Below are 26,901 nucleotides of genomic sequence, written 5' to 3'. Positions count from 1 at the left end.
GTTTCCTTGCGTCTTTTTAAGCCGCTCGACATGCAAGAGCGATGCTCCCCGTCGCGGTCCGGTTAGGCCGCCCGGCGGAGCACCGCTCCCGTGCCAGAATCAGTCTATGCGACCGTGGCACATTTTGTATTTCTTGCCGCTGCCGCATGGGCAAGGGTCATTGCGTCCGACGCGCTGCTCCGGCGAGCGGGCAGGGCGCTTCGGCCCGGCTTCGGCCTTCGTGTCGACGGCCTGGCCCTCGGCGACGGCTTCGCGCTTCACGTTGCTCTCGACCTGCGCCTTCATGATGTAGAGCGTCACTTCTTCCTCGATCCGCTCGATCATGGAGAGGAACATATTATGTCCCTCGAATTGATATTCGCGCAGCGGGTCGTTGCCGCCGTAGGCGCGAAGGTGGATGCCCTGACGCAGCTGATCCATCGCGTCGATGTGGTCCATCCACTTGCTGTCGACGGCGCGGAGGACGACGACCTTCTCGAACTCGCGCATCGTCTCTTCGCCGATCATCTGCTCGCGCTCGCCGTACAGCTGCTCGATCCGCTCCATGAGGAGCTCGACGATCTCTTCCTTCTCCTTGCCCCACAGATCATCCTTGTTCACGCGGTCTTCCGGCAGGAAGTTCGCATGGGCGTAACCTGCGAGTCCCTCGAGATCCCAATCCTCCGGCACGTCGTCGCCCGGGCAGTGCTTGTCTACCGCGCGCTCGACGACCGACTTGATCATCGGCATGACGACGTCGCGGATCTTCTCGGAGCCGAGGATCTGGCGGCGGTCGCCGTAGATCTTCTCGCGCTGCAGGTTGATGACGTCGTCGTACTGCAGGACGACGCGGCGGGCGTCGAAGTTGCTGCCCTCGACGCGCTTCTGCGCCGACTCGATCGCGCGCGTGATCAGGCGGCTCTCGATCGGAGAGTCCTCGTCGAAGCCGAGGCGCTCCATCATGCCCATGATGTTGTCCGCGCCGAAGCGGCGCATGAGCTCGTCCTCCATCGACAGGTAGAACTGCGAGGAGCCCGGGTCGCCCTGACGGCCTGCGCGGCCGCGCAGCTGGTTGTCGATCCGGCGGCTCTCATGCCGCTCCGTGCCGATGATGTGGAGGCCGCCGATGTCCGGCACGCCTTCGCCCAGCAGGATGTCCGTACCGCGTCCGGCCATGTTCGTCGCGATCGTGACCGTACCGCGCTGGCCCGCGCTCGAGATGATCTCCGCTTCCTCGGCATGGTACTTGGCATTCAGTACCTGATGCTTGATGCCCTTCTTCTTGAGCATCTCCGATACGCGTTCCGAGTTCTCGATCGATACCGTACCGACCAGCACCGGCTGGCCCGTCTGGTGGCGCTTCACGATCTCCTCGACGACGGCGCGGAACTTGCTGTTCTCCGTCTTGTAGACGACGTCCGGGATATCCTTGCGGATGTTCTGGCGGTTCGTCGGGATCTGCACGACCTCGAGACCGTAGATCCGCTTGAACTCCTCTTCCTCCGTCTTCGCCGTACCGGTCATGCCGGCCAGCTTGCGGTACATCCGGAAATAGTTCTGGAACGTGATCGTCGCGAGCGTCATGCTCTCGTTCTGCACGTTCAGGCCTTCCTTCGCCTCGATCGCCTGGTGCAGACCGTCGCTATAGCGGCGGCCCGCCATGAGGCGGCCCGTGAACTCGTCGACGATGACGACTTCCTCGTCCTGCACGACGTAGTCGACGTCGCGCTTCATGATGAAGCGCGCGCGAAGCGCCTGGTTCACGTGGTGGTTGATGAGCACGTGCTCATGCGCGAACAGGTTCTCGATGTCGAAAGCCTGCTCCACCTTCGTCACGCCGGCTTCCGTCAGCGCGATGCTGCGCATTTTCACGTCGATCGTAAAGTCCTCGGTATCCGTTAGCCTGCTCGCCACCCGGTCCGCCTGATAGTACATTTGCGTCGACTTCTGCGCTTGGCCGGAGATGATCAGCGGCGTACGCGCCTCGTCGATCAGGATCGAGTCAACTTCGTCGATGATGGCGTAATAGAGCGGACGCTGAACCATCTGCTCCTTGTACAGCACCATGTTGTCGCGCAGGTAGTCGAAGCCGAACTCATTGTTCGTGCCGTACGTAATATCGCAGGCATAGGCGGCTTGCTTTTCCTCATGGGAAAGACCGTGCAGGTTGCAACCTACCGTCATGCCCAGGAAGTTGTAAACTTGGCCCATCATCTGGCTGTCCCGCTGCGCCAGGTAATCGTTGACCGTAACGACGTGCACGCCTTTACCGGCGAGCGCGTTGAGATAGACCGCGAGCGTGCCGACGAGCGTCTTGCCTTCGCCGGTCTTCATCTCCGCGATCTTACCGCTGTGCAGCACCATGCCGCCCATCAACTGGACGTCGTAGTGGCGCTGCTTCAATACACGAAATGCTGCCTCGCGCACGACTGCGAACGCCTCCGGCAGAATATCGTCCAACTCAAAATTTTCTTTATCCAGGCGCGCGCGGAACTCGTCCGTCTTGGCACGGAGCTGTTCGTCGCTCAGCCCTTTAATCGTAGACTCCAGCTCGTTGATCTCTTCGACCGTCTTGGACAGCCGCTTCACTTCGCGCTCATTGGCGTCTCCGAATATCTTCTTCACAATTCCGAGCATATGATACCCCTTCCCCTTATGCGGGATGACCGTATCTATTTATTTTAGCAGTTTGATGGTGGGGGGGCAAGGAAAGCGGGCTTTATCAGCTTGGTACCGCCTTGCGCCCTGCCTATGTCTGCCTTTGATGGATTGTCAGAATCGGGATTTGATTAGAGTAATCAAAGTTATATTCGTGAAGCGACGTTTTTATCGTATGATTTGATACTAGAATTTCGGCACCTTTATTAAATCGAACTTCCATTTCCGTCATCACATAATCAAACAGCTGAAGAAAGTCTACTTCAAGACCATGCATACTAGGCTTGAAAATTTTTTGGTACTCCTTGCTCTCCGAAATTTCGTGCAAGTAACAATTGCGAACGGAGTTACAGAAGCTTCTTTTATCAACAAATGTGATTAAACGGTCATCTAACGCATGAAAGGAATGAATAGGACAATGCTTCGTGCTTGTTTTATAGAGTTCATTTAAAGTCAAGATTTTTCTATCTTTCACCAGCTGCTTGCCGATATACTCAAAACTAACTTTGGCACCATCGCTAAAAAAGAGCTGTCGGCTCCGATCTAAATAAACAGGGTAAATCCAAGCTGAATTGTCAATTACTAAAGAAAATAAACCGGGTGCAAATCGGTTGATCAGCCAACCAAGGTAAGCGCCATGCGAATGCCCATAGGCTATTATTTTTTTGGCGTTAAACACAAAGCCATTATCTTTAATGATCTCTGCAACGGCCATTATTGCAGTTATATTATCCAAGGCTTGCATGATCCCCATATCGTTAAAGTTAGAAGGGGATTCCGTCAAGCGCTCCGCCTGCATAAACTCCCATCCAAAATAATCGCATTGTATTGTTACTAAGTTATATTGATCCGCAAAGGATGATCTCATCTTTTTGTAAACATTTGAGTTAGCGTGCCCACCGAATCCAGCAATAAATAGCACGATTCCCGTGTCAGGGGTTATGCCTGTGTCGGGTTCGGAAAAATAAACGTTTAAATCGTGGGAACGGTCTCCACCGTACACATTCGGATGTCCCGGCATGCTAAACTCATAATCCTTAGCCATAACGCACCTCGATTGCTCAGTATGCACGATATATCGGTTTAACCGCTCATAAAATAAACCCTGGCTAAAAGCCAGGGTTTAAACTTATTGTCCATTTTATTATTCGGCTTCGATTAAACCGTACGTCCCGTCGTTCCGACGATAGACGACATTCATTTCCTTCGTCGCGGAATTGGCGAAAACATAGAAGCTGTGCCCCACCAGATTCATCTGCAGGATCGCGTCCTCGACCTCCATCGGCCTGAACTTGAATCGCTTCGTCCGCACCAGCTCGTAATCCTCTTCCTCGTCCAGCATGACGGCCGTGGCGGAAGAAGTCGCGCCCAGCACTTGCTCTTTAAATATACGAGCTTGATTGTCCTGCTTCATCCTACGATTCAGCTTCGTCTTGTGTTTACGAATCTGACGTTCCAGTTTGTCCACTACGAGGTCGATCGAAGCATACATGTCGTTGCTCTTCTCTTCCGCCCTGAGGAACATCCCGGGGAGCGGCAGCGTTACTTCGACTGCGCTGCTGCCTTTCGTCACGCTCAGCGTTACTTGTACATCGGTTTCGGGAGGCGCTTCAAAATACCGTTCGAGCCTGGTAAGCTTCTTTTCGACATAATCCCGTAGGGCTGCCGTGACTTCCATGCGCTGACCGCGAATCGTATATTTCATATGCTGTTGCCTCCTTTGCTGCCTTCATTTTAACATACCACGGAGGCTGATTTCAAAACATTGCGCTAATTGTTTTGAATTTTCTGTTAACTTTGAAAGCAGCTATGAAAACGGTTAACAAAAGAGAAAAACCTCGGATTACTCCGAGGCGGGGTGGCCATCAATCGAATGTAGGACCGATGTTCTATCTATAGGTACCGAACGCTCTGAGGCGCTCTTTAATTAGATTTTGATAACGTTTGCTGCTTGCGGGCCGCGTGCACCTTGCACGATGTCAAACTCAACCGGCTGGCCTTCTTCAAGCGCCTTGTAGCCGTCCATTTGAATCGCGGAGAAGTGAACGAAAACATCGCCGCCTTGCTCTGCCTCGATGAAGCCATAACCTTTTTCTGCGTTGAACCATTTCACTTTACCTTGCATGTGCATAACATTCCCTTCATCTTCAATTCAATGGCATCCATAATTGCACTACCATAGGCGATTTGGCCTAGCCCACAACGAGAATATACCATCATGGAAAGTTTTGTGTCAATGGGAGAAATGTAAGCGATAACATTATTTACGAAAAAAGAAAAAGGCTATCGTCGTTTATCGACAAAAAAGCCTTCTTCCATGATTTCTTCGAGTTCATACGCTTGCTTCTGACGGCGTCCGGCGTGGATGCCTCGCAGTTGTCTGGCAGCCTCTTCTTTAACCTCATGCATCTGCCCGATCAGCTGCGCATCCAGCATCGCTAGCCGTTCCACGATCGGCTTAAACGCCCGCCTCACTTCCGCCCCTTCCGGAAGTTCGGCGTCCATGCGCCGGATCCGGATCATCAGATCCGTACGCTGCCGCATAAATGCTTTCCACTGCTCGTCCGTCAACTGCTCTCGACTCGCGGCCGCTTCCTCGGTAATCCTCAGAAGCTCGTTAAACAACTCATCCATGCGAACTTTGAGGCTGCGGCGTCGCGGCCAACTTTGCTGCCTGGATCCAAGTTTCTTTTAGCTCCAACAAGTGTTGCACGACTTCTTCGGCTGGCTCGGTCTTTTTGTGAATATTCGCCTGCACGAGCCTGTAGTTGAAGTACTCGTACAGCTGAAGCAGATTGGCGGCAATGGGCTGATCGCGGTTGAGCGTGATCGTAAATTCGCTGATGATATTTTGCGCTTTGACCAACTGCGTATTTGCATCCTCATACTGGCCATTCTTAATCCCTTCAATGCCAGCCCGGCAGAAGCGAATGGCGCCGTCGATCAGCATAATCAGCAATTGCTGCGGAGTCGCCGTCTGGACCGCGGTCTCCATGTATTTATTGCGGGTTGCTGCAGGCATCATAGCCGCATCCTCCTCAAGTTGCCTTAGCTACAGATGACCTAGCTCGACCGCTTCCTAGCTCGTACCGAATTGTTGGGACAAGTAGGCGCTTTGAGCGTTCATCTGATTGATGTATGTTTCCATGGCCGTAAATTGGTTGTAATATTTGGTCTCCATGTCGTCCAGCCTCGAAGCCATAGCGGAGATTCGCTTGTCAAACTCCCCGAGTCGCTTGCCCATGGTATACGTGGAATCGACGCTGGAAGCCGTCCCTGCCTTGGTCTTGAGGCTCGCCATGAGGTTGTCCGCCTGTTCGGCCAAGCGAGAAGCCAATCCGTCACCCGTATTGGACGTTTTATTGCCGCCGTCCGTTGTCGTAAACAGCGCAGACACCTCGTCCGGATGCTCAGCGATAGCCTTTTTCAGCGCGGTCGGATCGATATAGAGCTTGCCTTTCTCCGCGTAGGTGCCGCTCGTGATTCCAATCTGCGAGAGTTGCTTGATATCGCCGCTTGGGAGACCGGATACCACAGAAGACAACGACAGACGGAAGCCGTTAAGCGCGGATGAGATCATCTGATCATTGCGGATCAGACCGCTTTTCGCCTTTGCTTCCCAGGCTTTAATATCGTCTTCTTTCATGGTGGACCGTTGCTCGTCGGTCAGCGGAGTGAAGTCGCGATACTGCTTTTCATTCAGCGTCGAGTTAATCGAACCGATCATCTCGTTGTACTTATCGACGAAATTTTTAATCTTGTCGTAGATGGCGTCCGTATCCTGACTGACCGTAATGTTAGCTTCTGTCGTCATGACTTTCTTCGCCGTGAAGTTTAGACCGTTAATCGAAAACGTGTTGGTGGCATACGTCCCCGTAACGCCATTGTATTCGATTATCGCGTCTTTGCCGGCACTCGCGAGACCGGAAGTGGTTCTAGCCGCGGTTACAGGAGCCGAAAATCCGAGATTGGACACCACATCTTTGGAATCCGAAGTTTGATCGGTAATCAAGATCGGCTTGACGGCTTGATCCGTCGGATTCGTGAACGCCAGTTTATTGTTGGCGTCCAGATAAGCGGTGACGCCTTTTTTGCCGATATCGGAGTTATTGATTTGATCGATCAGATTGCCGATCTGGGTCGTTGCGTCCACCGTGAAGTCGACCGTCTTGCCGTCATAGCCGATGCGAATCGTTTGCGCGGTCGTCAAGTCCTTGTTTACTCTCGTGGTTGCACCGTCGACGAAAGTCTGCGTACCCGTCACCGTGCTGCCGGGGACAGGACTGCCAGGCGTTAATTTAAGAACGCTGGAGATGAGACTTGCATCTTCGCTCTGGAGGTCTACCTTGGCCCCCGATCCAGTACCCGTCGAAGCAAAAAAGAAATGGTCGAGCGTCGCATCGTAGCTGACCTTAGCCCCCGTTGTGTTGGCTTTGTTGTTGATAGCCTTGATCAACGTATCTAGGGTATCCGTCTTTTTGACGACAATCGTCGCCGTCCCTTTTTCTCCGCCGACCGTCAGCGTCGTATCCGAAGCCAGTCCCAGATCGCTCAACTTCGTATCTAGCCCGCTGAGCGCCTTCGCGCCTATGGCACCAGTAGAGGTTAACTTCGCGGTCTCGGCGACTTGCGTGACCTTGATCTTGTATGTGCCCTCGTTCGCCGTAGACGTCCCGGATACCGAGATGGAGTCGTCAGAGTCAGATGTGGCCTTGCGGCTCGCAAAGTTGCTGCTGAGCTTCATGTCGAACACCACGTTCCGGAAATCGGAAATTTTGGTGTTAACGGCACGATAGGCATCTCTTTGCCAGGTCAGGACCGTTTTTTGTTGATTCAGTTTATTCAGCGGAATCCGATTGGCGTCCATCAGCTTGGTAACCATCGAATCGATGTCCATGCCGGAAGCCAAGCCTGTAATCCGGTTAACCAAAATCGCTCACCTTCCTTCCGTCCGCGGCGTGATTATCGCCGTTCATCTACCAGAATGCCGGCCTTTTCCCAAAGACTAGCCAAAAAGTCTAAATTCTTTTCCGGCGGTATCTCCCGGATAATCTCACCGTTATCGGAGTTAACGACTTTGACCATAACCTGCTTCGTTTTCTCATGAATCGAAAACTGCAGGCTTGTCGTCTTGCCCGCCAGCGTTTTCAGTGCCTTTTCAATCGCCTTGAGCACCTGCTCGTCGCTGATGCCGATCTGATCGCCGGATTGCTCCGCTTGCTTGAGCGTGGAAAAGCTCGGAAGCTCTCCTGCCGAAGGCAAGTCCGGCGCCGAGTTGGCCGCTTCCGAACGGGCCGCCTGCTCCGGTGCCTGGGCCGGCTGAATCCGCTCCGCGCCACCCGCGAAACCGGACGTCGAGCCCAATGTGATAGAATCCATCCATATCCCCCCAGAAACGTAGCCTTTATCTCCTATATCGGAATATAGAGAGCTACAATTGAGAGAATTTTACCGTTTTAAACCAATAAAGTTGGATAAGATTTGCAATCCCACATTTCTGCTTTTCTCCGGGTGAAATTGCGTTCCGTATACGGAGCCTTTGCGAATAACCGCAGCGATCGTGCGACCGTTATAGCCGGCATCCGAGAGGCGATGCTTCGGATCATCGGGAATTGCCGTATAGGAATGGACAAAATAGGTCCGGCTATCCGCAGGTATGCCCTCCAGAACCGTTCCATTCCACTCTGTGTCCGGTTGCGGCCGCCGCAGCTCCGTCCATCCGATATGCGGGATCTTGTGAGGCTGCCCTGCGTCTGTCGTGCCTGGGATAGCGCATACTCTGCCAGGAATGATGCCCAGCCCTTCATGCTGGCCGAACTCCTCGCTCGTTCCAAGCAGCATCTGCATGCCCAGACAGATTCCTAACAGCGGCTTGTCCTGCTCCGCGTGCTTGCGTATCGCATCGACGAGACCGCGCTCGCGCAGGCCGTTCATCCCGTCGGCAAACGCGCCGACGCCAGGCAGTACAAGCTTATCTGCAGCCTCGATCTGCTCCGCCGTTTGCGCAAGTTCTACATCCGCGCCGCAATGCTCCAGCGCTCTGGACACGCTGAGCAGATTGCCGATGCCGTAATCGATTAAGGTTATCGCGCTAGACATGCTTCACCGCCATTGCCGTTTCATCCACGGCCTGCCTCAACCGTTCGATGCTCAAGCGATCGTAATGCAGCGCATCCGCGACGGCTACCGCATCCGCCTTGCCTTGCCGGATGACATCGGAGAGATGCGCGGGTTCGCCCAATCCTCCGCTGGCGATGACCGGGATCGACACTGCCTCGCTAACCGCGCGCACGAGCCGATTATCATATCCTTTTCGCGTTCCTTCTTGGTCTACGGAAGTCAGCAGGATTTCTCCGGCTCCCAGCTCCTGTCCCTTGATCGCCCATTCAACGACGTCGAGCCCCGTTTTCTCGCGCCCGTTGTCCGTATAGACCTCCCATCGGTCGGGACCGACACGCTTGGCTTCAATGGATAAGACCATGCATTGGGATCCAAATTTTTGGGACACCTCGCGGATCAGTTCGGGTCGATTGACCGCAGCGGTATTTATCGCCACCTTGTCCGCTCCCATTCTGAGCATATGGGTTACGTCGTCCGCACTCCGTATGCCGCCGCCTACCGTAAGCGGTATAAATACGTTCTCCGCCGTATATTTTACAATTTCAGAAAGGTTGTTGCGCCCGTAGAGACTGGCGACGGTGTCCATATAGATCAGCTCGTCGATCCCGCCTTCGTAGTACTTTCTGGCGAACTGCTGAGGATCCCCGACGACCCGTAGACCTTCCAGATGAATGCCCTTGATCAGGTTAGGGCCCTTGATGTCGAGTCTGGCGATTAATCGGACATTCATCTCGATCCGCTCCTCTATGCTTCCCAGACGGTTTTTTTGAGTTTCCAAGCGCCGTCTTCCCGGCGCCACAGATGCGGCGAGCGGAAATGGTCGGCCAGGTTCATGAAGTAATCGCGGTCCATGATCGGTTGCTCGAACATACGGGACGCTTCCGGGAACTGCTTCTCGTTCATGCTGAGATAAGCAAAGATCTCGTCTGCAAAACGATCCGGAAACTCGCCGTCGAAGCGCTTGACCAGCGCCACGCCCTCTTCGCGCGTAATGTCGCCCGAGCGGATCTCCTGCGCGGCGTCGTAGGTCGCACGGCCGATGCCGAACTTGATGAAGGTCGTGTAGTAATGGAAATCGTCGATCCGGTCGTCGATGCTGTTGTACTTGCTGTATGTTCCAGGCGTCCGCTCCGGCGAGGCTTCGAATCCGCCGTGCTCCACGGAGTAGTAGTAGCAGCTTTGGGGATGCCATTTGAGATAATATCCGAGATAGTGAACGTTAACTTCTTTTTTGTCGATCTCGTCCGGGTTGGCCGGCAGGTAAGGATTCAATTCGTAATCCTCGACGCCGTAATCCTCTTTGAGCTCGGCCAGCGACGTCCCCCCAAGAAAGATCTTGGACTTGTCGGATGCGGTAAAGTAAGACCAGTCGCGCTTGGCGGAAGTCGTATCGCCGATCGGATTGCCATACTCCGCCTCGTTCTCACCGTAGAAGACCAGTTGGATATTATGCAGCAGAGCCATTTTCGGAGCGAGCGCCTTCTGCCCGAAAATAAACGGCTGGAACGGATGGAACAGGTTCTCTACCGCCAATCTCGTCAACAGTCTGTGAATCTTGCCGTTCGGCGTGCACAGGTAATTGTCGAAGCCGGCATGAATCCAGGATTGGAAATTGCGCCAGCCCCATTCGGTGTACACATGAGGCGCCCAAGTTACGGTCAACGGGTGCATGTTGTACTTAGTACGGAGAATATGCGCCGCATAGAAGCTGTCCTTGCCGCCCGAACCGGGCACGAGGCAGTCATAAGAGCCGTCGTTTTTGCGATAACGGTCGCAGAGCTCGCGAAGCTCTTTTTCGCGAGCGTCCCAATCGATAGTCTTTTGCTTTTGCTCGGCGAGGCGGCAAGCGTCGCAGATGCCGTCTTCGTCGAAATGGATCGTCGCTTTTTTGCTCTCTTTCGTATGCGCATACTCGACCGCCGAATTGGGACGCTGGTTCGATATAACGCAGCGTTTGCAGAACTTGATCTCGCGCGGAAGACCGTACTTGATTTCCGCTTGGTCGTCCGCCTGTTCAAAATCGCTAATCGTTCTTTGGGCCGGGAAACGGGACATTAACGAAGCACCTCATTTATTAATTAAAATCGATTTTTATTGAGACTCGGATCTTTTATTCATGAGAAAAGAAACCCATTCCCATTCTAGTTCATGGTCGATGTCGATGGAGCGCTCCTCCGGCATCTCGTAGAGTCGAGTATCCGACAGAAAAAGCGTATCATTCTCCAAAAGCGCAGAACGCGTCCAGACATAAATCGAGCCGTTCATATCATAGCAGAGCGGGCTGTCCTGCCTTCGCACGACGGGAGCGGGCAAGCGCTTCGATAATTCGGCAACGCCGCGCTCATTGATCTCGACCAAGTTAAAATAAGGAGATCGGCGAGCCGGCATGCCCGTGATTACATTCGAGACGCCGGTGTCTTCAAGCAGACGCACAGCTCGGACGATGTCGCTTGCATGGCGGAGCGGCGACGTTGCATCAAGGTCAACCGACGTATCGAAAACGATCCCCAGCATGTTCTCCGCTTCGGTAAAGCAGTGACGGATCGCTGGAACCTTCGGCGCCTGATCGCTAGCCATCTCGGGCGGTCGCTTTACCAGAATGTCAGCTCCGGAAGCTCTAGCCACTTCTAGGATTTCTTCCGAATCGCTGCTTACCGCGATGGCTTCAAAAAGCCCAGTCTCCTTTGCGTGTTCTATACTATAAGAAATGAGCGGACGCCCGTTAAGCAATCTTATATTTTTGTTTGGGACACCCTTAGAGCCGCCCCTCGCACAAATGGAGCATAGACGTTTCATTCTGACCACCTCGTTTTTATCAAGCGAAAATCTCCGCGTACTCGCCATTCGCCCGCTCATAATCGTCCATCCGCCCGATATCCAGCCAATACTCGCGCAACGGAAATACGCACGTCTCCTGCTTGTCAGCCATCAGCGCTTCAAAAAGCGTCGTCATATCGTAGAAGATGTCTCTGGGAATCTGCCGGATCACCTCCGGGTTCAGCACGTAAATGCCTGCATTCACGAAATAGTGCTGCTTCGGCTTTTCGACTAATCCCACAAGATGGTGCTTGTCCACGTTGACGACGCCGTAGGGAACCTGATATTCATAGTTTCGCACGCACATGGTAGCCAGCGCTTTATGCGATTGGTGAAACTCGAGCAGTTGATTGAAGCTGACCTTCGTCAGCAAATCGCCGTTCATGACGAGCAGCGGCTCCGTCGGCAGCTCTTCCAGAAGACTCAAGGCTCCCGCCGTGCCCATACGTTGGTTCTCGCGAATATAGCGAATCTGTACGCCCCATCTGGATCCGTCCTGGAAGTAGCTTTCGACCATCTCCGATTTATAATTAACGGATAAGTAAAAATTGACGAACCCGCTCGCGATGAAATTCTCCAGAATCGTCTCCAGCAAAGGCTTGCCGCCTACATGGAGCAGGGGCTTAGGCGTGGAATCCGTCAACGGGCTAAGCCGAGTGCCCAGCCCTCCTGCCATAATGACGACCCAGTTGTCTTTGCGTGCAGGCCGCACCAGATCATCAAAGCACTTGAGATCGGTCAAACGACCCTCATGATCGACAAGCGGAATATGCCGGATTTGCTTGATGCGCATCAGAGACAGGATCACGCCCGCTTCGGTCTGCTCCGGCAAAATCGTAGGATTGGCGTTCATAATCAGAACGACCGGCTCCTGCAAGCCAATGCCTCTCAGAATGCCTCGCCGGATATCGCCGTCGGTTATCGTACCGACCAGCCTGCCGGCCTCGTCGGTAACGAGCGCGATCTGCATGGAGCTGGAATCGATCGTCTTCACCGCTTGCTCGATCGTCATGTCCATCGGAACTATCGTACTCTGCCAGTCGGTCATGGATGCATCTCCTTCGCTGGTACTCCTGCATACCGGGCGCCCGCCGGAACGTCGCGAACGACGACCGCGCCCGCCCCGATGACGGCCCCTTTCCCGATCCTGCGGCCTTCGATGACGATGGCGCCTGCGCCGATGAATGCCTCTTCTTCTACGATTACGCCGCCCGCAAGCACGGCTCCCGGCGCGATGTGCACATGACTGCCGATTCGACAGTCGTGATCGACCGAGCACCGGGTGTTCAGCAACGTATTGTCGCCGATCTCGGCTGAGGGCTGGACGATACAGCCGGCCATCAACTGCGCGCCCTCGCCCAGCAGAATGTCGGATGCCAGAATCGCCGAGGGATGGATTACCGATCTAAACGTATAGCCTTTTTGTTTAAAATCGACGTATAACCGGCATCTAAGCCGGGATTGCGGGACCTGACCGATGCCGTTGATGAGTATTATATCGGCTGTCGAATAGTTCTGCTGAATAGCTGCATCGTTGCCAAGCCATGGATAAATTTGCAAGCTGGCCGCGATGTCTGTCGAAGTCGGCGCTGTCATTCCGACAATTTTCGCACCCTGCAGCCGAAGCGTCTCCGCTACGACCTTGGCATGCCCCCCGCCGCCAAGCACGACGACCGGCTTATTCATCGAATAAACCCTCGTCCGCAGCATAATCGCGAAGCGCTTTACGTCCGAGCAGATCCCAGTATCTATTTGGCGCCAGACCGCCTCCTGGGCGCTTAATTCCGATATTGTCGACCGTAAACCTTTCTCCCTTTCGGATGTCGGTCGCCGCAACCAGGCTTTTACGAATGACGTTGCGGTTGAGGCTCTCCGAACGTGAAGGCTTCTTCACCGCAGAACCTAGAGCTTGCTCTACTTGCCGGATGGCAGCGACCATCGCTTGAAGCTCATTCGGCTCCAATGATGCTTGGTGATCCGGTCCCGGCAAACCACGACTCAGCGTAAAATGCTTTTCGATGACCGTCGCTCCCCTCGCCACCGCAGCGATCGGGATCGCGATCCCCTGCGTATGATCCGAGTATCCGACGGATAAACCGAACGCTGTAGCAAACGTGTCCATAACGCGTAGATTCACCTCGTCAAAAGGGGCGGGGTATTCCGTCGTACAATGCAGCAGCGTCACCTTCTCGCGAAGCAGCCGTTGGCCTTCAGGAGAGGCGTAAGCCTCCATAACCGCGCCTTCCGTCGGTATGCCGTCCTCATTCCGGTATCCGAAGGCGATCCATGCCAGTGCCGATTCGATATCAGCCATCGTACACACGCCGCTGGATAGAATGATGGGCAGCCCGCTCCTGGCAGCGTTTAATAGCAGGGGGGCATTCGTAATTTCCCCGGAAGGAATCTTGAGCCGGTCGACCCCGACGTCTTCTACCAGCAAACGCAGACTTGCAAGGTCAAAGGGAGACGATAGAAAGGCGATGCCGCGCACCGCGCATTCCGCCTTTAAGGACAGATGATCCGCTTCGCTCAGCTCGAGCTTCCGGATCATTTCATACTGCGTGTCCGCGTCTCCCGTATTGCGGTCCTGATAGGCGGCTCGATCCGCCGTGCGCGTGACCAGCAGGTCCGCCTTGAACGTCTGGAACTTGACGGCATCAGCGCCGGCATCAGCTGCCGCACGAATCAGGTCCATCGCGAGCTCGAGCGACCCGTTATGATTAACCCCCGCTTCCGCGATGATGTAGGCTTGATTTTCCTTCGTCATTTCGTTTCCCCCATGTCCCGGAACGTCTTTTTGAGCAGCGAACGATATTCTCCGAACTCGCCGATGACGCGATGAATTCTTGCAGCTGCATGCCCGTCCCCATACGGGTTGACCGCATCGCTGCAATCCCGTGTAAATGCGTCTCTGATCGCCCGCTCGATTGCATCTGCTTCGGGTGGACAGGACAGAACCGAGGAGGCTTGCAGACGGCCTCGCTGCCGATCGCCGATATTGACCGTCGGCACGCCAAAGGATGGCGCTTCATATAGACCGCTGGACGAATTGCCCACCACGGCCGATGCGATCGCCATGACGCTCAGGTATCTCTGCTGACCCAACGAAGCATAGACGGCCGCAGACGGCTTGTCTTGCGCAAACCGTTCGAGGGCTTCGTTGATCATTCGCCCGTCGTTGTCCGCATTCGCCTTGGTAAAAATCAGTCCGACATCCGGACCGAGCCGCTCGCATGCTTCAAAAAGCGCTTCGAGCTGTCGGCCCGCGCTATCCGACTCCAATGTGACAGGATGGAACGTTATCAATAGATTGCGCTGACGCAGCTTGAAGCCGAGCTGTTCCTCGATCTCCTGCCGAGTCAGCAAGCGCATACGCTTAATATAATCAATGCCTGGACTTCCGACATTGTAGACATGTTTAGGATCTTCGCCCATCTGTCTCACTCGCCTTGCTGCGACTTCGTTCGTCACGAAGTGGAGGTGCGCCATCTTGGTCAAGCTATGCCGGATCGCTTCGTCGTAGGCGCCTTCCGTCGTATCTCCGCCCGCGATATGCGCGAGCGGAATACCTGCAACCATCGCCGCTTGGGCAGCCGCGAACATCTCGTAGCGATCCCCGAGAACGACCAGGAGATCGGGTTTCAAGGTGGCCAAGGCATCCCCGAAGCCGATCATGCCCAGCCCCATCGACTTGGCGATGCCGGCAGGACTATCGCTCGACAATAACATTTCGACCTTCGCATCGATGCGAAATCCGTCCTCTTCAATTTGACGATAGGTGAGCCCGAATTCCGAAGAGAGATGCATGCCCGTGACCATCAACTGCAGCTCAAATTGGTCATCTGCCGCCATCTCTTTCAGCAGGCAATATAGGATCCCATAATCCGCTCGCGTTCCTGTAACAACGCCTATTTTACGCTTACTCTTCATGCGTCTCACCTAACTTCACGCTGCTCGGAATATTGATCACCCTGCCATAATAATCCTCCGTGACTCCAAGATCCATCGCCGGACAGTCTTGATAGGGAGGCAGCAGATGCATCGGTGTCCAGATCGGACGCGTCATGATGCCGGCATCATTAGTCGCTTCTAGCAGATCGTCCCGATATACCGCGGCTTCCTGGCTCAAGATGATGGCATTAAGCCAATAATTACTTTGGGCATAGGAAGGTTCTGCGATAAAGGACATGTGTGGATGATCTCGGAATCGCTCTTCGTAATGCTTCGCTAAACGGCGTTTTCTTTCTACGTAGGAAGACAGTCGCTCCAACTGTGCACAACCAAGCGCGGCGTTGAGATTGGGCATCCTGTAGTTGTACCCGGCCTCGTCGTGCACAAACGCCCAACGATGCGGCAGCTTGGCCGTCGTCGTCAGGTGCTTGGCCCGATCCGCCAGCGCGTCGTCGTCGGTTAATATGGCACCGCCGCCGCCAGTGGTGATGATTTTATTGCCGTTAAAGCTTAACGCGGATAACTTGCCAGTCGTGCCCGTGTGCTTCCCCTTATAAAAGCTCCCCAACGACTCGGCAGCGTCTTCGATCAAAACTAACTTATATCGGTCGGCCACGTCAGCCAATGCATCGAGATCGGCAGGATGTCCGAATACATGCATCGGCACCAATGCGCGAATGCGCCTGCCGGTCAATCTGTTGAAGAGACCGTCGTCCTTCAACTCCGCAATCGTTTCTAAATAATTGGAGAGCTTGGCGGCATCTACGCCCAGCGAGATGTTCTCAATCTCCACGAAGTGCGGCACGGCTCCGCAGTACCGGACTGCATTGGCCGTGGCTACGAAGGTCAGCGAAGGCATCAGAACTTCTTCGCCGGCCTCTACGCCGGCCAGCAGCAAGCAGACATGAAGCGCAGCCGTACCGTTCACGACCGCGATCGCCCTGCGGGCACCCGTATATTCTTGCAGGGCAGACTCGAACTTCCCCACGTACTGACCGGCTGTCGATACCCATCCCGTGTCCAGACAATCCCGCACATACTCCCATTCGCGGCCTTCGAATAGAGGCTCGTGTAAACCAATGAAGGAACTGTCCGCAGGCAGACAGTCCCTTAACAAGGCAATCGTTTGGTCTAATAGTTGGTTTTTCTCGATCATATATTGTAGAAGTCGGCCTTGTAGCTTGCCAGGTTTTCTCGCTTGGAAAACCACGCGACCGTCTCCCTTAGCCCCCTCTCCAGCCCCTCGAGTCCACCGTATTGCGGCTTCCAGCCTGTAAGTCTCTCAGCCTTGGCATTGTCCGCCCAGAGCCGCTCGACTTCGCTCTTCTCCGGCCGGAGCCTGGCTTCGTCCGTCACGATCTCGATATCTGCCTCCATGATTCGTGCGATGAGCGATACCGTGTCGCCCATGCTCACTTCATAGTTGCTGCCGATATTGATGACCTCGCCGACCGATTGCTCCGATTCCGCCACCGCAATAAAACCTCTCACCGTGTCCGCTACATAGTTAAAGTCCCGCGTCGGATGCAGGGCGCCCAGCTTGATCTCACGCTTCCCGCTTGCAATCTGCGTAATAACGGTCGGAATGATCGCGCGAGCGGACTGACGAGGGCCGTACGTGTTGAATGGACGGATAATCGACACGGGCGTACCAAACGAGGAGTAGAACGACATCGCCATCTGGTCCGCACCGATCTTGCTCGCCGAGTATGGAGATTGCCCCTGAAGCGGATGCTCCTCCGTAATCGGGACGAACCGTGCCGTCCCATAAACCTCGCTCGTAGATGTGTGCACGAACTTCTCGACTCCTGCATCCCGGGCCGCTTGCAGCAAGTTCAGCGTACCCTTGATATTCGTGTCCACGTAAGTGTCCGGCGAATGATACGAGTAAGGAATCGCGATGAGTGCCGCCAGGTGGAAGATAACCTGGATGCCCTCCAAGGCCTTCCGTACGCCGTTTGGATCGCGAATGTCTCCGGAGAATACCTCGAGCCTGCTCTTGAGCTCCGGCTCCAGTGTATCTAGCCAACCCCAGGAGTTAAAGGAGTTGTAGAGAACAAAGGCACGAACCTTGTATCCTTGCTTGAGCAGTGTCTCGGTCAAATGCGAGCCGATGAAGCCGTCGGCACCGGTAACGAGTATGAACTTTTCAGATAGATTCATGGCCGACTGTCTCCTGCTCCATGGATTGCGCTTGCTCCGCTGCCTTAACATCAAGGAGACGAAGCATTAAACCGTAGGTTTGGCTATAAGCTTTTTGACATTCATAGATATAGGTCCCGAAGCTTTGTACAATTTGGGAGGCCTTCTCGAATACATTGGTCTCAAACTTGATATTGTTTATTTTTTGAAGAAGCAAGTCGTGACCGGTTATATTCATAGGTTGTATCATTATTTTGTATGTTTCGTTGTTTAATATTTTTTTAATTGCGGCATCCAGCTTAGGGAAGAAGCCGTATAACTTGTTTGCTTTACGCTGTTCTTTGTTAAGATGAATCTTCTTTAATAGATCCGTTACTTGGTCCAGATCCGTCTTTAGCATGTCATAACTAGCCTTAAGCTTTCCAATATGATTAACGATTTCCGATCGGTTGTACATGTTTGACTGATGCGCCTTATACCAATCATCGTCTGCGGTAAACTCATTGAATTGCGTCATTACTTCAGCCAAAGGAATATATGGTACCTGGTCAATGGCTGCACCGCCATTGGTCGTGTTATGCACGCGCACATCTGGATAATTCCTACGAATAGATTCAATGCTTTGCCGCATCAAATCAAGTTCTTCAAAGGTTTGAATATCATTGCCGAAAACGTCCTTTACAATGACCGCCCTTTGTTGATCCTCTTCCGTAACTTCTTCCGAACGGTTATCGTAGCTAATCCCCTCAGCATAATATTTATCGCTTCTCGAGGCCAAGTTTTGTCCCACAAAATAAATCTCACACTCAAGCTTGCACAACAGATCTAGAGTAACGCCGGCGATCGAAGGAGACACCCTTGCGATCTGATCGTTTTGTTTTAAATCCTCATGCTTGAGTAGATCTAAGGTTACCGTATCGTGAGACATTACGAAGTGCATCTTGGCCCCAGGATACTCGTCCAGCAGTCTGGCCCCTACATAAGTACCATATACAAGCGGAATTTGATCATACTTATTTTCAATAATCTCTTGAAAAACAGTCGTTTGCAGATCGCTCGCGTCATATGCAAACACGGCATGCGGCATGATCTGATTCGCCAATAAAACTTTGTTTGCAGAGCCGACCGCAAATATATAAGCCGAATTTTGTCGGCGAATGAGCGCCAAATTTTCAATTTCATCTTGTAGAGAGGGGCCTGCAGAGACAATTAACACAGGCTTGCCCTTCAATACATCTTTGAATTGCAGAAAGCCTGGCGTACGGAACGTATAGTGAAAGTTTAAAGCACTGTTAAATACCCAGTACTGTTGGAACGCTTGATTCGCTTGCAAATTATAACGGCGATGATGCAGATGCTCTCTAAATCTTGCGGTAAATCTTTTAACTTTCTCGGCAACTAAGCGCTCATACACGGGATTTATGACCAGCATGGTCTGACCAGTCGTAAATTGAAGCAAATAATCCAAATAGAAGTCCATTTGTGCCGGATCTGTTTCCAGGCATATATTTTGAACACTGTTTGTCAAGCGGTTATTGATTACCCGTTCCCTCATCCAATAGAAGAACAAGGGCGCTTCCGTCTCATACAAAGATATTTTTAAATTCGGAAACTTCTCCGCGAATGCTTCTACATGATACCCCATCCCACAGCCATAAAACAAAATATGCGTATTTTCCTCAATATGATTGAACTGGCTTACAAAGTTGTTGGCTTCTTGCACAGGATTATATTGACTATGCCAATATACTTTTTTACCGTCCTCATCCTCCGACATGATCGTTGAGTCACCCGAGCGTGCAGTTACTATTGTATAGTTCATGCTTTCAAATTGCTCTTGCTTACGCTCTAATAGACCCATAACACTCTGAAATCTGGATTGCAGCCACTCAAAATTTTTAGATTTCATTGGATCCCCTCGGTTTGCAATGTAGCGATGTTATCTCGCAACTGTTGGTACAGCTCAGCAAGCTCGTAATTGATAATGTCGCCGGTTAATGTACGATCATGATCTTCTATAGAAGCGAGCAGTTCTTTAATGACACGGTTTAATTCGACGCTTTGTCCGGCAAAAGAAGCGCTTGCCTTTTGAAAAGAACTATTAATAATAAGTGACGAAACCTCTTCGAGCCAACCGATTCCCTCTATTAATTCTTTAAATAATCCCCATTGAATCGCTTCTTCTCCCTGCTGGAAGGATGCCGCTATGGCCGGCAACTGTTCCAGCGCTGCGGACAAATAATGCGATGCGCTTTGGAGAAGATCATCCAGCCACTCCGAGGAACCACGCTCTACTACACGAACTTCGCTGGAAGGACCGGCTTGTTCAAGGGCTTCTCTCAAATCTCCATAATACGGCATGGAATCGACAAGAATATGATGAATATCAAGTTGATTATTCAAAGCAATTTGTTGGACTTGACGAATAACTTCCGCATTCGTTTGTTGCGTCGGCTCAAAATAGTGACTTTGATCTCTGAATTTAAAATTCATACACTCACACCTCTACCTAGGGTATGTCCCTATTATCGGCAGATTCGACATAATTATAAATGGCAATAAAATGAAAAAAGAACCGTCGAATCGACGGTTCTTTAAAAGGAGTACGCTTAACGCAGCAGTTGCAGAACGCCTTGCGGTTGTTGGTTCGCTTGGGCCAGCATCGCTTGCGCCGCTTGCGAGAGGATGTTGGACTTCGTGAAGTCCATCATTTCCTTCGCCATGTCGACGTCGCGGATACGGGACTCGGCAGCCGTCAGGTTCTCGGAAGCAGTCTGCAAGTTGTTGATCGTATGCTCAAGACGGTTTTGAACGGCACCCATCTTGGAACGCTGCGAGGAAACGTTCTTGATGGCGCTATCCAGGCTGTCCAGCGCTTGCGAAGCGCTAGTAGCAGTAGTAACGTCTACCGCCGAAAGGCCCAGAGCCGCTGTCCGCATATCGCTAATGCCGAAGCTGATCGTCTGGCCGCGGTTTGCGCCGATTTGGAACGTTACGCCGCCGTTGCCGGATGCTTCGGTTTGGGCGTTAGAAAGTCCAAGATCGCTGATTGCCGTGTTGCCGACTTTATCCTTAAGCGTAACCGGTCCGTTCTCGTTCGTGATGGTAAAACGTCCATCCGAGCTGACATTGACTTTCACGCTGGTAAGGAAGCCATCTTCGCCGGAAGTCTTGCCTTGAAGCGTATTGTAGTCCGAGATTGCAGCGCTAATAGCAGTTTGCAACGTGTTAGCCGCAGCAGACATTGCAGTAGAGCCTGCCGAGATGACAGCACTAATCGTGACTTCCATCCGGATGCCGGCGACTGTGAGGTCGGCTTTCGTGTTTGCAGCGACAGTAGTGCCGTTATAGGTAGCGAGACCGTCAGATGCAGTAACTGCGCTACCAAACACTCTATCAAGCACAGCACCCGTATTCGTAGAAATCGTAGAATTGATTCCTTTAGAACCACTTTCAATAACCAGCTTGCCGTTGGAATCTACATACCCTGTAACGTGAGCCGTGTTCTTGCCGGACTTATCGATTGCATCGTTAATCGTTTGAAGGATAAGGTCCTTAGCATTATTGCGAGACGTGGAATCGGAGCCGATCGATTTGAGCGTGTTCTTCTGATCCGTCGTCAGCGAACCCCAGTCAACCGTAATATCGTTGCCATCGATCGTAACCGTCTCGGACTTGAAGTCCGCGTCTACGATTGCAGATGTATCCATGGTATCGGTACCGGTCACCTTGCCGCCCGTGAGCTTCGCAACTTGAGCGCCCGTCGTCGTGTCGACAGCAACATTAACCGCGCCTGCGGACTTCAACGCGCCGTTCAGCAGCTTTTGCGTGTTGAACTCGGTGGTGTTGCCGATGCGGTCGATTTCGTCCTTCAGTTGCTTCACTTCTTCTTGGATCGCAGCGCGGTCGTCACCAGTGTTGGTGCCGTTAGCCGATTGGTCGGCCAGTTCGCGCATACGTTGCAGGATGGAGTGCGTCTCGCTAAGAGCGCCTTCAGCCGTTTGGATCAGGGAGATGCCGTCTTGCGCGTTCTTCGAAGCCATGTCCAGGCCGCGGATTTGAGCGCGCATTTTTTCGGAGATCGCGAGGCCGGCAGCGTCGTCGCCTGCACGGTTGATACGAAGACCGGAAGACAGCTTTTCCAGGGACTTGCTGGCAGCAGCCGTGTTGCCCGTCAGTTGACGGTGCGTGTTGAGCGCTGCGATATTGTGGTTAATACGCATTGATTTCTTCCTCCTTGAAGGTTCGGTTCCCACGTCCATGTGGGGGATTAGTTAGTTGAAGTCAGGGTCGGCCGCCCCGTCCTTCAACTCCTAACTTATATATCGAATGCGGTCGAATCCTAGTGAATAGCAAAATTAAAAAAATAGAAAATTATTGATCGTTTTCCTTGTCTGCCTTTTGGCCGCCCATCAACTTGCGCAAATCTGCCAGCGGTACCTGAGCGTTTACCGCTTCGCGGTTCGATTCCTGGATCGCATCATAGATCTCCTTGCGGTTCACTTCGACGCTGCGCGGCGCCTTGATCCCGAGACGCACCGTCTCTCCCTCGGTCCCGAGGACGACGATCTCGATATCGTGACCGATTATGATAGATTCGCCCTTTTTTCGCGATAATACCAGCATCGTCTCACGCTCCGTCCCCAGTAGATTTCGTTTCCTCGCGCGAAGCTGCCGGCGACAGTAACTGCCTTGTAGAATAGTTTGAACTGGTCAGCACGACCTGCCTGCCCAGCTTCTCGCGCACGTTGATGACGACCGGCGCCAGCAAATTCATCGTGGCCGTCTCGATGCTCTCCCGCAACGTGACGACTGACCACACCTGTACGTCCTGTTCACCTTTAATTTGGAGCTCCTCGACCGTGTCTTCAGACAACCTCAGGTCATACTCAGGCGAGAAAACGAAAGGATCGGCGAGCAGAAAAACGACCTCGGCTTGATCCAGCGACTGCATGTAGGTAAAAGGCAGACTCGGGTCCGGCTGCAGCAACACAAACGATGTTGTATCCTCGAACCCGGGCATTCCTTGCGTGAACTTAACCGCCTTTTCCGCCTCAATCTCAACTTCTCCCAGTACGGAAGATTGAATAATCATTCGTACAACTCCTATCTAAGAAAGATACATTTAAACGCATCCGTGCAAAAGAAAAACCATAACGCCTTTTCGGCGTTAGACGCCGGACTAAGGGCTATGGTTTAGAACTTCGCCGCGCATATCGCCGATCCTGCCGGCACAGTGCTCACAGGCATCAACCCTGCAGACTGACAAGCGGCGGCGGCGTGAACTTGACGCTGTTGTATTGCTGCATATACAGATCCAGCTTGCCCCTGTCGTACGACAGGATCGGCGGATTGACCTCGCTATGAATCTCCACGGGGCTGGCGGATGCACGGATCGAGAGATCCCCCGGTGTAAAGGTCACGCTGACGTTGTTGTAGGCTGCCGGACCGCGGAAGTCGAATTCCTCGAACGTGCGGCGCCAGTCCTGCGCAAATTCCGCGAACGGGTTCCCCGGGTTGGTCAGGTCGGCCATCCGGTTGCCTTCGTCTACAATGCGAGCCAGGCCCTGGAGTGCGACTTGGGGCGCCATGGAATAGATGTTATTCATCACGTTCAGATGGCCGCCTAGGCCTAGCGCATCCCAAGCTTTGGATGAATCGATCTCCAGACGCCCCTCAGGGGACTCGATCTCCAATTGCGCACGCGGCTGCTGCATCTCGAACGTCGGACGCGGCTGCTCGATATGCTGCGTGCCGATGTCCGCGTCGATGCCGAGCTGCGCGTACGTCTGCTGGATCTGAATCTGCGGCGCAGGTACGATGCCTCTCATCCGTCAGCCACCGTCCTTTACTTCAAGAAGTCGACCAGGCTCGGCGAGATGAGCTTGGCGCCAGCCGAGAGAGAGGCCTGATAGACATTCTCCTCGGTCTTGAGGTTCGTGATGACCTCCGCCATATCCGCGTCCTCTGTCTTGGACTGGATGCTCTTGAGGTTAACGCCCGTCTGCGTCAATCGATCGCTCACGAGCGCGAGACGGTTGGTACGAGCGCCGACTTCGGCCCGCTTCTCGAGCAGCGTGCCCAAGCGGGTATCGATATTGCCGATCAAGTCGGACACCTTGCTATAATTACCGTCTTTGAGCGCGTCGCTGACTTGCTTGACCACCAGGAAGACATTGTCCTTGTCCGTAGGATTGCCGAAAATCTCGCTGCCCGTAAGATTCGCGCCCAGCGTAACGCCTGGCCCGAGCTCGTATTGCGTCTGGCCTTGGTCCGTGGACACCTCGAAGGCCATCGTACCGCTCGCGTCGTCGATCTTGGTCCCCGGATAAGGCGCAGTCTGCGTCTGTTCCCCGTTGAACACGAATTTACCGTTAAACTTGCTATTGCCGATCTCCACCAACTGGTTGTAGAGCTCCTTGACCTCCAGGTTGATGGCATCGTAAGCTTCCTGCGGCTGGGCGCCGGTAGCTCCCTTTACGGAGAGCTCGCGCAGGCGCTGCAGCACGTCGCCGGCTTGACCCAGCGTCGTATCCGTGAAGTCCAGCATGGACGTGGCGGAATCCGTGTTTTTCACATATTGATCGTTGGCATCGATCTCGCTGCGATAGCGCATGGAGAACGTCAGCCCTACGGGATCGTCCGAAGGCTTGTTGATGCGGCGGCCTGTCGACAGCTGGTTCTGCAGGTCGTTCATCCGCCCCAGATTGCCCGAGACGTTGCGGAGCAGCTGCGTGTTCATCATCGATTGCGTAACTCTAATTCCCACTGCGAATCACCTCATCCCGTTATCTGCCGACGACGCCCATGCCGTTAATCACCTTGTCGAGCATCTCGTCGATCATCGTCATATTCCGAGCAGCCGCATTGTAAGCGTGCTGGAACTTGATCATATTCGACATCTCTTCGTCCAGCGACACGCCGCTGACGGACTGCCTGCGGCCGTCGATCTGGTCGACGAGACCCTTGGAGTTGTTCATCTGGCGGATGGCCTCCTCCGATTGCACGCCGAGCTGGCCGGCGATCGAGCGGAAGTAGGCATCGACCGTATTGAGATTCGGATCCCCCGCGGAGCCGAAGTTAAATCGCATGTCTCTCGCCTGGGAGAACAGGACGGAGAGCGAGTTGTTGCCCTCGATCAGCGTGCCGTCGTCGTTCACCCGCATGGAGGCGGAGATCTTGGTCGGATTGTCCGCGATCTGCTTGTTCAGCGTGATCGAGCCCGCGGTGATCGTCGCGGTGCTGCCGTCCGCATTGGTGAAAAAAGGCAGGCCGGTCGGCGTTGACGACGTATTGTACCCGAGTTGGTGCAGCGCGTTGAGGCCCTTAAGCACGACCTTGGTGTCGTCCGCCAGCGTACGGCCGGCCACGGAGCCCGAATAGAGCGTGGTCGATCCGTCCGTGCCCGTCAGCGTCGTTCCCTCGGGAATGACGGAGCCCTTGGGCAGCGTGACCTCGATATCGCCGTTGGCGAGCGTATTGGCCAGCCGGTCCAGGTCGTTGATGTAGCCTTGCACGTACGTATCCCGGGACAGGATCATGCCGTAGACTTCGCCGCTGCTCAGGTCGCCGGACGCCACGGCATCCGTCAGCGTCGCTCCCGTAACCGGCTCCGGCTCGTTGAATCCGGCCACGAGCTCGGTCCCGCCCATATCGATCTTGTAGCCGTCCGCTTGCTCGGTAACGGTGATGTTGACCATCTTGGACAGCTCGTCAGCCAGCTGGTCGCGCTGGTCGCGCAGGTCGTTGGCGCTGTCTCCAAGTCCTTCGATCTTCGCGATGCTGCGGTTAAGCTGGGCGATCCCCTGCAGTCTCGAGTTGATCTCGCCGGCGCGGATCTCCACGTTCTCGGTCAGGTCGTTCTTCAGGTCGCTGAGCTGCTTGGCCGTGTGGTTAAGCGCATCCGTAAGCGCCAGCGCCTGCTCGCGCACGATCTTGCGTCCGTCCGCGTTCTCCGGCGACTTGCTGAGCTCGGACCAGGCGTTGAAGAAGTTGGCGATGACCGTGCGGACGCCGCTCTCGCTGGGCTCGTTGACGATCGTCTCCAGCTTCTCCAGCGTATCCTGACGGATGGAATAGTCTCCGAACGACTTGTTCTCGTTGCGGTACTGGTCGTCTAGGAACTTCTCGCGAACCCGCGTGATGGACGTAAACTCGACGCCGGAGCCCATCTGTCCGGGCACGGTGGACCGGATCAGCCCGTAGGCCTCCATGGACTGCGCGGCGGTCATGTTCACGATCTGGCGGGAGTAGCCGGTCGTATTGGCATTGGCGATGTTGTGGCCTGTGGTATACAGCGCAGCCGTCTGCGTGAACAGCGAGCGCCGCGCGGTCTCCAGGCCGTGGAACGTGGATCTCATTCGTCAATTCACCTCTTTCTTATGCGCGCGTGTCGAATTGGCTGGGTCTCGAGAACCCTTGCTCCTGCAGGGAACGGTGATACGTCGCCTCGTCCTCGCTCGGGCCCGCAATGACATCGATCGAATAGTGGATATATTCCAGATGCGTACGCATCATCTGCTGGTTAAAATCGTTAAGCCGACGGAGCTCGTCCGTCGCCTGCGAGAGCCGGTCCGTCACGGACTCGAGCGCACGCTTGGCCTCCGCGCTGGGAATGAGCCGGATCAGCTGCTCCATGCGGATATTCCGCGCGCCTCCGAGTCCGAGCCCCGCGAGGTAGCTCTGCACGGCCGCGGCGCGCTTGGCCTCCAAGTCCGCCACCTGCGGCAGCAGCCTGGCTTCCTTGTTGGTGACGGCGGCGACGACGTCGACCCGGTTCTCCAGCACCGCCTCGCGCTTGTCCCGGCTCAGGCCGATCAGCTGGCCGTAGATATCGGCCAGTCCGTGCAGCGGCTCCAATATCGCCTCGAAGGCAGATTCCAATGCGCTCACTCCCATATGTCGGTCTTAGAGGATAAAGGGCAGCAGCTTGTCGGCGATCTTGCCGGCGTCGACATGGTAGGTGCCGGAAGACACGGCGCTCTTGAGTTCCTCGATCTTCTTGGTCTTGTCGGCATCGTTCAATTGCTGCGATTGGAGCAATTCAAGCGCCTCCGGCGAGATGGATACGTTATCCTTTTTCTTCGCTGCAGTCTTGTTGTTGACGGCGTTATCGCCTGCACTGCCGTATACGTTTCTTATATTCGCTATGCGCTGAGTCTCGTTGATTTTCAAATTAAGCACCCCTTCCGCCACAAAAAAACGACCGAAAATAGATTTAACTCTATTATCGGC

28 protein-coding genes are annotated in these 26,901 nt (G+C 54.0%); all 28 read right to left on the bottom strand.

Annotated elements, in window-relative coordinates; genetic code table 11:
- Positions 1-99 precede the first annotated feature (99 nt).
- Positions 100-2,616 (bottom strand): preprotein translocase subunit SecA, encoded by a 2,517-nt coding sequence (gene secA, locus PQG80_RS21665; RefSeq protein ID WP_271753685.1) that lies wholly within the window; start codon positions 2,614-2,616, stop codon positions 100-102.
- A 112-nt stretch (positions 2,617-2,728) separates the two neighbouring features.
- Entirely contained in the window at positions 2,729-3,682 is a 954-nt protein-coding gene (locus tag PQG80_RS21660) for a DUF2920 family protein (RefSeq protein ID WP_271753683.1), read from the bottom strand.
- Between the two features lie 99 nt (positions 3,683-3,781).
- On the bottom strand, positions 3,782-4,342 hold the full coding sequence (gene hpf / locus PQG80_RS21655) for a ribosome hibernation-promoting factor, HPF/YfiA family (protein WP_271753680.1): 561 nt from the start codon (positions 4,340-4,342) through the stop codon (positions 3,782-3,784).
- A 222-nt stretch (positions 4,343-4,564) separates the two neighbouring features.
- Entirely contained in the window at positions 4,565-4,762 is a 198-nt protein-coding gene (locus PQG80_RS21650) for a cold shock domain-containing protein (RefSeq protein WP_143106717.1), read from the bottom strand.
- A gap of 158 nt (positions 4,763-4,920) precedes the next feature.
- Positions 4,921-5,271, bottom strand: coding sequence for a hypothetical protein (locus tag PQG80_RS21645; protein ID WP_271753679.1), 351 nt, complete (start codon positions 5,269-5,271; stop codon positions 4,921-4,923).
- Complete coding sequence (fliS, locus tag PQG80_RS21640; protein ID WP_271753772.1) at positions 5,264-5,659, bottom strand: flagellar export chaperone FliS; 396 nt, start codon at positions 5,657-5,659, stop codon at positions 5,264-5,266. The genes PQG80_RS21645 and fliS overlap by 8 nt, the downstream gene beginning before the upstream one ends.
- Before the next feature lie 57 nt (positions 5,660-5,716).
- Positions 5,717-7,567: a flagellar filament capping protein FliD gene (gene fliD / locus PQG80_RS21635; protein WP_271753678.1), complete on the bottom strand. Its 1,851-nt coding sequence runs from the start codon at positions 7,565-7,567 to the stop codon at positions 5,717-5,719.
- Between the two features lie 32 nt (positions 7,568-7,599).
- Positions 7,600-8,016: a flagellar protein FlaG gene (locus PQG80_RS21630; protein WP_271753677.1), complete on the bottom strand. Its 417-nt coding sequence runs from the start codon at positions 8,014-8,016 to the stop codon at positions 7,600-7,602.
- A gap of 69 nt (positions 8,017-8,085) precedes the next feature.
- The gene (gene hisH, locus PQG80_RS21625; RefSeq protein WP_271753676.1) at positions 8,086-8,736 is read right to left on the bottom strand and encodes an imidazole glycerol phosphate synthase subunit HisH; all 651 of its coding nucleotides are present in this window, start codon (positions 8,734-8,736) and stop codon (positions 8,086-8,088) included.
- The gene (gene hisF, locus PQG80_RS21620; protein WP_271753675.1) at positions 8,729-9,487 is read right to left on the bottom strand and encodes an imidazole glycerol phosphate synthase subunit HisF; all 759 of its coding nucleotides are present in this window, start codon (positions 9,485-9,487) and stop codon (positions 8,729-8,731) included. Before hisF ends, hisH begins: the two co-directional genes overlap by 8 nt.
- Before the next feature lie 14 nt (positions 9,488-9,501).
- Positions 9,502-10,812, bottom strand: coding sequence for an N-acetyl sugar amidotransferase (locus tag PQG80_RS21615; RefSeq protein WP_271753673.1), 1,311 nt, complete (start codon positions 10,810-10,812; stop codon positions 9,502-9,504).
- A 36-nt stretch (positions 10,813-10,848) separates the two neighbouring features.
- Positions 10,849-11,553, bottom strand: coding sequence for an acylneuraminate cytidylyltransferase family protein (locus tag PQG80_RS21610; protein ID WP_271753672.1), 705 nt, complete (start codon positions 11,551-11,553; stop codon positions 10,849-10,851).
- Positions 11,554-11,572: 19 nt separating this feature from the next.
- Positions 11,573-12,622, bottom strand: coding sequence for a nucleotidyltransferase family protein (locus PQG80_RS21605; RefSeq protein WP_271753670.1), 1,050 nt, complete (start codon positions 12,620-12,622; stop codon positions 11,573-11,575).
- A complete protein-coding gene (locus PQG80_RS21600) occupies positions 12,619-13,260 on the bottom strand; it encodes an acetyltransferase (RefSeq protein WP_271753668.1) in 642 nt (213 codons plus the stop codon). Before PQG80_RS21600 ends, PQG80_RS21605 begins: the two co-directional genes overlap by 4 nt.
- Positions 13,253-14,341: an N-acetylneuraminate synthase gene (neuB, locus tag PQG80_RS21595; RefSeq protein WP_271753666.1), complete on the bottom strand. Its 1,089-nt coding sequence runs from the start codon at positions 14,339-14,341 to the stop codon at positions 13,253-13,255. The genes PQG80_RS21600 and neuB overlap by 8 nt, the downstream gene beginning before the upstream one ends.
- Positions 14,338-15,504, bottom strand: a complete 1,167-nt coding sequence (gene neuC / locus PQG80_RS21590; protein WP_271753664.1) for a UDP-N-acetylglucosamine 2-epimerase — start codon at positions 15,502-15,504, stop codon at positions 14,338-14,340. The genes neuB and neuC overlap by 4 nt, the downstream gene beginning before the upstream one ends.
- Positions 15,494-16,681: a LegC family aminotransferase gene (locus PQG80_RS21585; protein ID WP_271753770.1), complete on the bottom strand. Its 1,188-nt coding sequence runs from the start codon at positions 16,679-16,681 to the stop codon at positions 15,494-15,496. Before PQG80_RS21585 ends, neuC begins: the two co-directional genes overlap by 11 nt.
- Positions 16,678-17,688, bottom strand: coding sequence for an NAD-dependent 4,6-dehydratase LegB (locus PQG80_RS21580; RefSeq protein ID WP_271753663.1), 1,011 nt, complete (start codon positions 17,686-17,688; stop codon positions 16,678-16,680). Before PQG80_RS21580 ends, PQG80_RS21585 begins: the two co-directional genes overlap by 4 nt.
- Positions 17,675-19,576 (bottom strand): motility associated factor glycosyltransferase family protein, encoded by a 1,902-nt coding sequence (locus tag PQG80_RS21575; protein WP_271753662.1) that lies wholly within the window; start codon positions 19,574-19,576, stop codon positions 17,675-17,677. Before PQG80_RS21575 ends, PQG80_RS21580 begins: the two co-directional genes overlap by 14 nt.
- Positions 19,573-20,160, bottom strand: coding sequence for a DUF8042 domain-containing protein (locus PQG80_RS21570; protein WP_271753661.1), 588 nt, complete (start codon positions 20,158-20,160; stop codon positions 19,573-19,575). The genes PQG80_RS21575 and PQG80_RS21570 overlap by 4 nt, the downstream gene beginning before the upstream one ends.
- Before the next feature lie 116 nt (positions 20,161-20,276).
- Positions 20,277-21,890, bottom strand: coding sequence for a flagellin N-terminal helical domain-containing protein (locus PQG80_RS21565; RefSeq protein WP_271753659.1), 1,614 nt, complete (start codon positions 21,888-21,890; stop codon positions 20,277-20,279).
- Positions 21,891-22,041: 151 nt separating this feature from the next.
- On the bottom strand, positions 22,042-22,293 hold the full coding sequence (gene csrA, locus PQG80_RS21560; protein WP_271753657.1) for a carbon storage regulator CsrA: 252 nt from the start codon (positions 22,291-22,293) through the stop codon (positions 22,042-22,044).
- A 4-nt stretch (positions 22,294-22,297) separates the two neighbouring features.
- The gene (gene fliW / locus PQG80_RS21555) at positions 22,298-22,762 is read right to left on the bottom strand and encodes a flagellar assembly protein FliW (RefSeq protein ID WP_271753656.1); all 465 of its coding nucleotides are present in this window, start codon (positions 22,760-22,762) and stop codon (positions 22,298-22,300) included.
- A 154-nt stretch (positions 22,763-22,916) separates the two neighbouring features.
- The gene (locus tag PQG80_RS21550; protein ID WP_271753655.1) at positions 22,917-23,498 is read right to left on the bottom strand and encodes a DUF6470 family protein; all 582 of its coding nucleotides are present in this window, start codon (positions 23,496-23,498) and stop codon (positions 22,917-22,919) included.
- 17 nt (positions 23,499-23,515) lie between these two features.
- Complete coding sequence (gene flgL, locus PQG80_RS21545) at positions 23,516-24,436, bottom strand: flagellar hook-associated protein FlgL (protein ID WP_271753654.1); 921 nt, start codon at positions 24,434-24,436, stop codon at positions 23,516-23,518.
- Between the two features lie 19 nt (positions 24,437-24,455).
- Positions 24,456-26,027: a flagellar hook-associated protein FlgK gene (flgK, locus tag PQG80_RS21540; protein ID WP_271753653.1), complete on the bottom strand. Its 1,572-nt coding sequence runs from the start codon at positions 26,025-26,027 to the stop codon at positions 24,456-24,458.
- Positions 26,028-26,046: 19 nt separating this feature from the next.
- Positions 26,047-26,550 carry a flagellar protein FlgN gene (locus PQG80_RS21535; protein ID WP_271753652.1) on the bottom strand — a complete coding sequence of 168 codons (504 nt, stop codon included), beginning with the start codon at positions 26,548-26,550 and terminating at the stop codon, positions 26,047-26,049.
- A 24-nt stretch (positions 26,551-26,574) separates the two neighbouring features.
- Positions 26,575-26,850 carry a flagellar biosynthesis anti-sigma factor FlgM gene (gene flgM, locus PQG80_RS21530; protein ID WP_271753650.1) on the bottom strand — a complete coding sequence of 92 codons (276 nt, stop codon included), beginning with the start codon at positions 26,848-26,850 and terminating at the stop codon, positions 26,575-26,577.
- Positions 26,851-26,901: the final 51 nt, after the last annotated feature.

Source organism: Cohnella rhizoplanae (assembly GCF_948329515.1).
Classification (GTDB): Bacteria; Bacillota; Bacilli; order Paenibacillales; family Paenibacillaceae; genus Cohnella; species Cohnella rhizoplanae.
The sequence above is the reverse complement of the archived record's forward strand: the minus strand, read 5'-3'. Positions and strand labels throughout refer to the sequence as shown.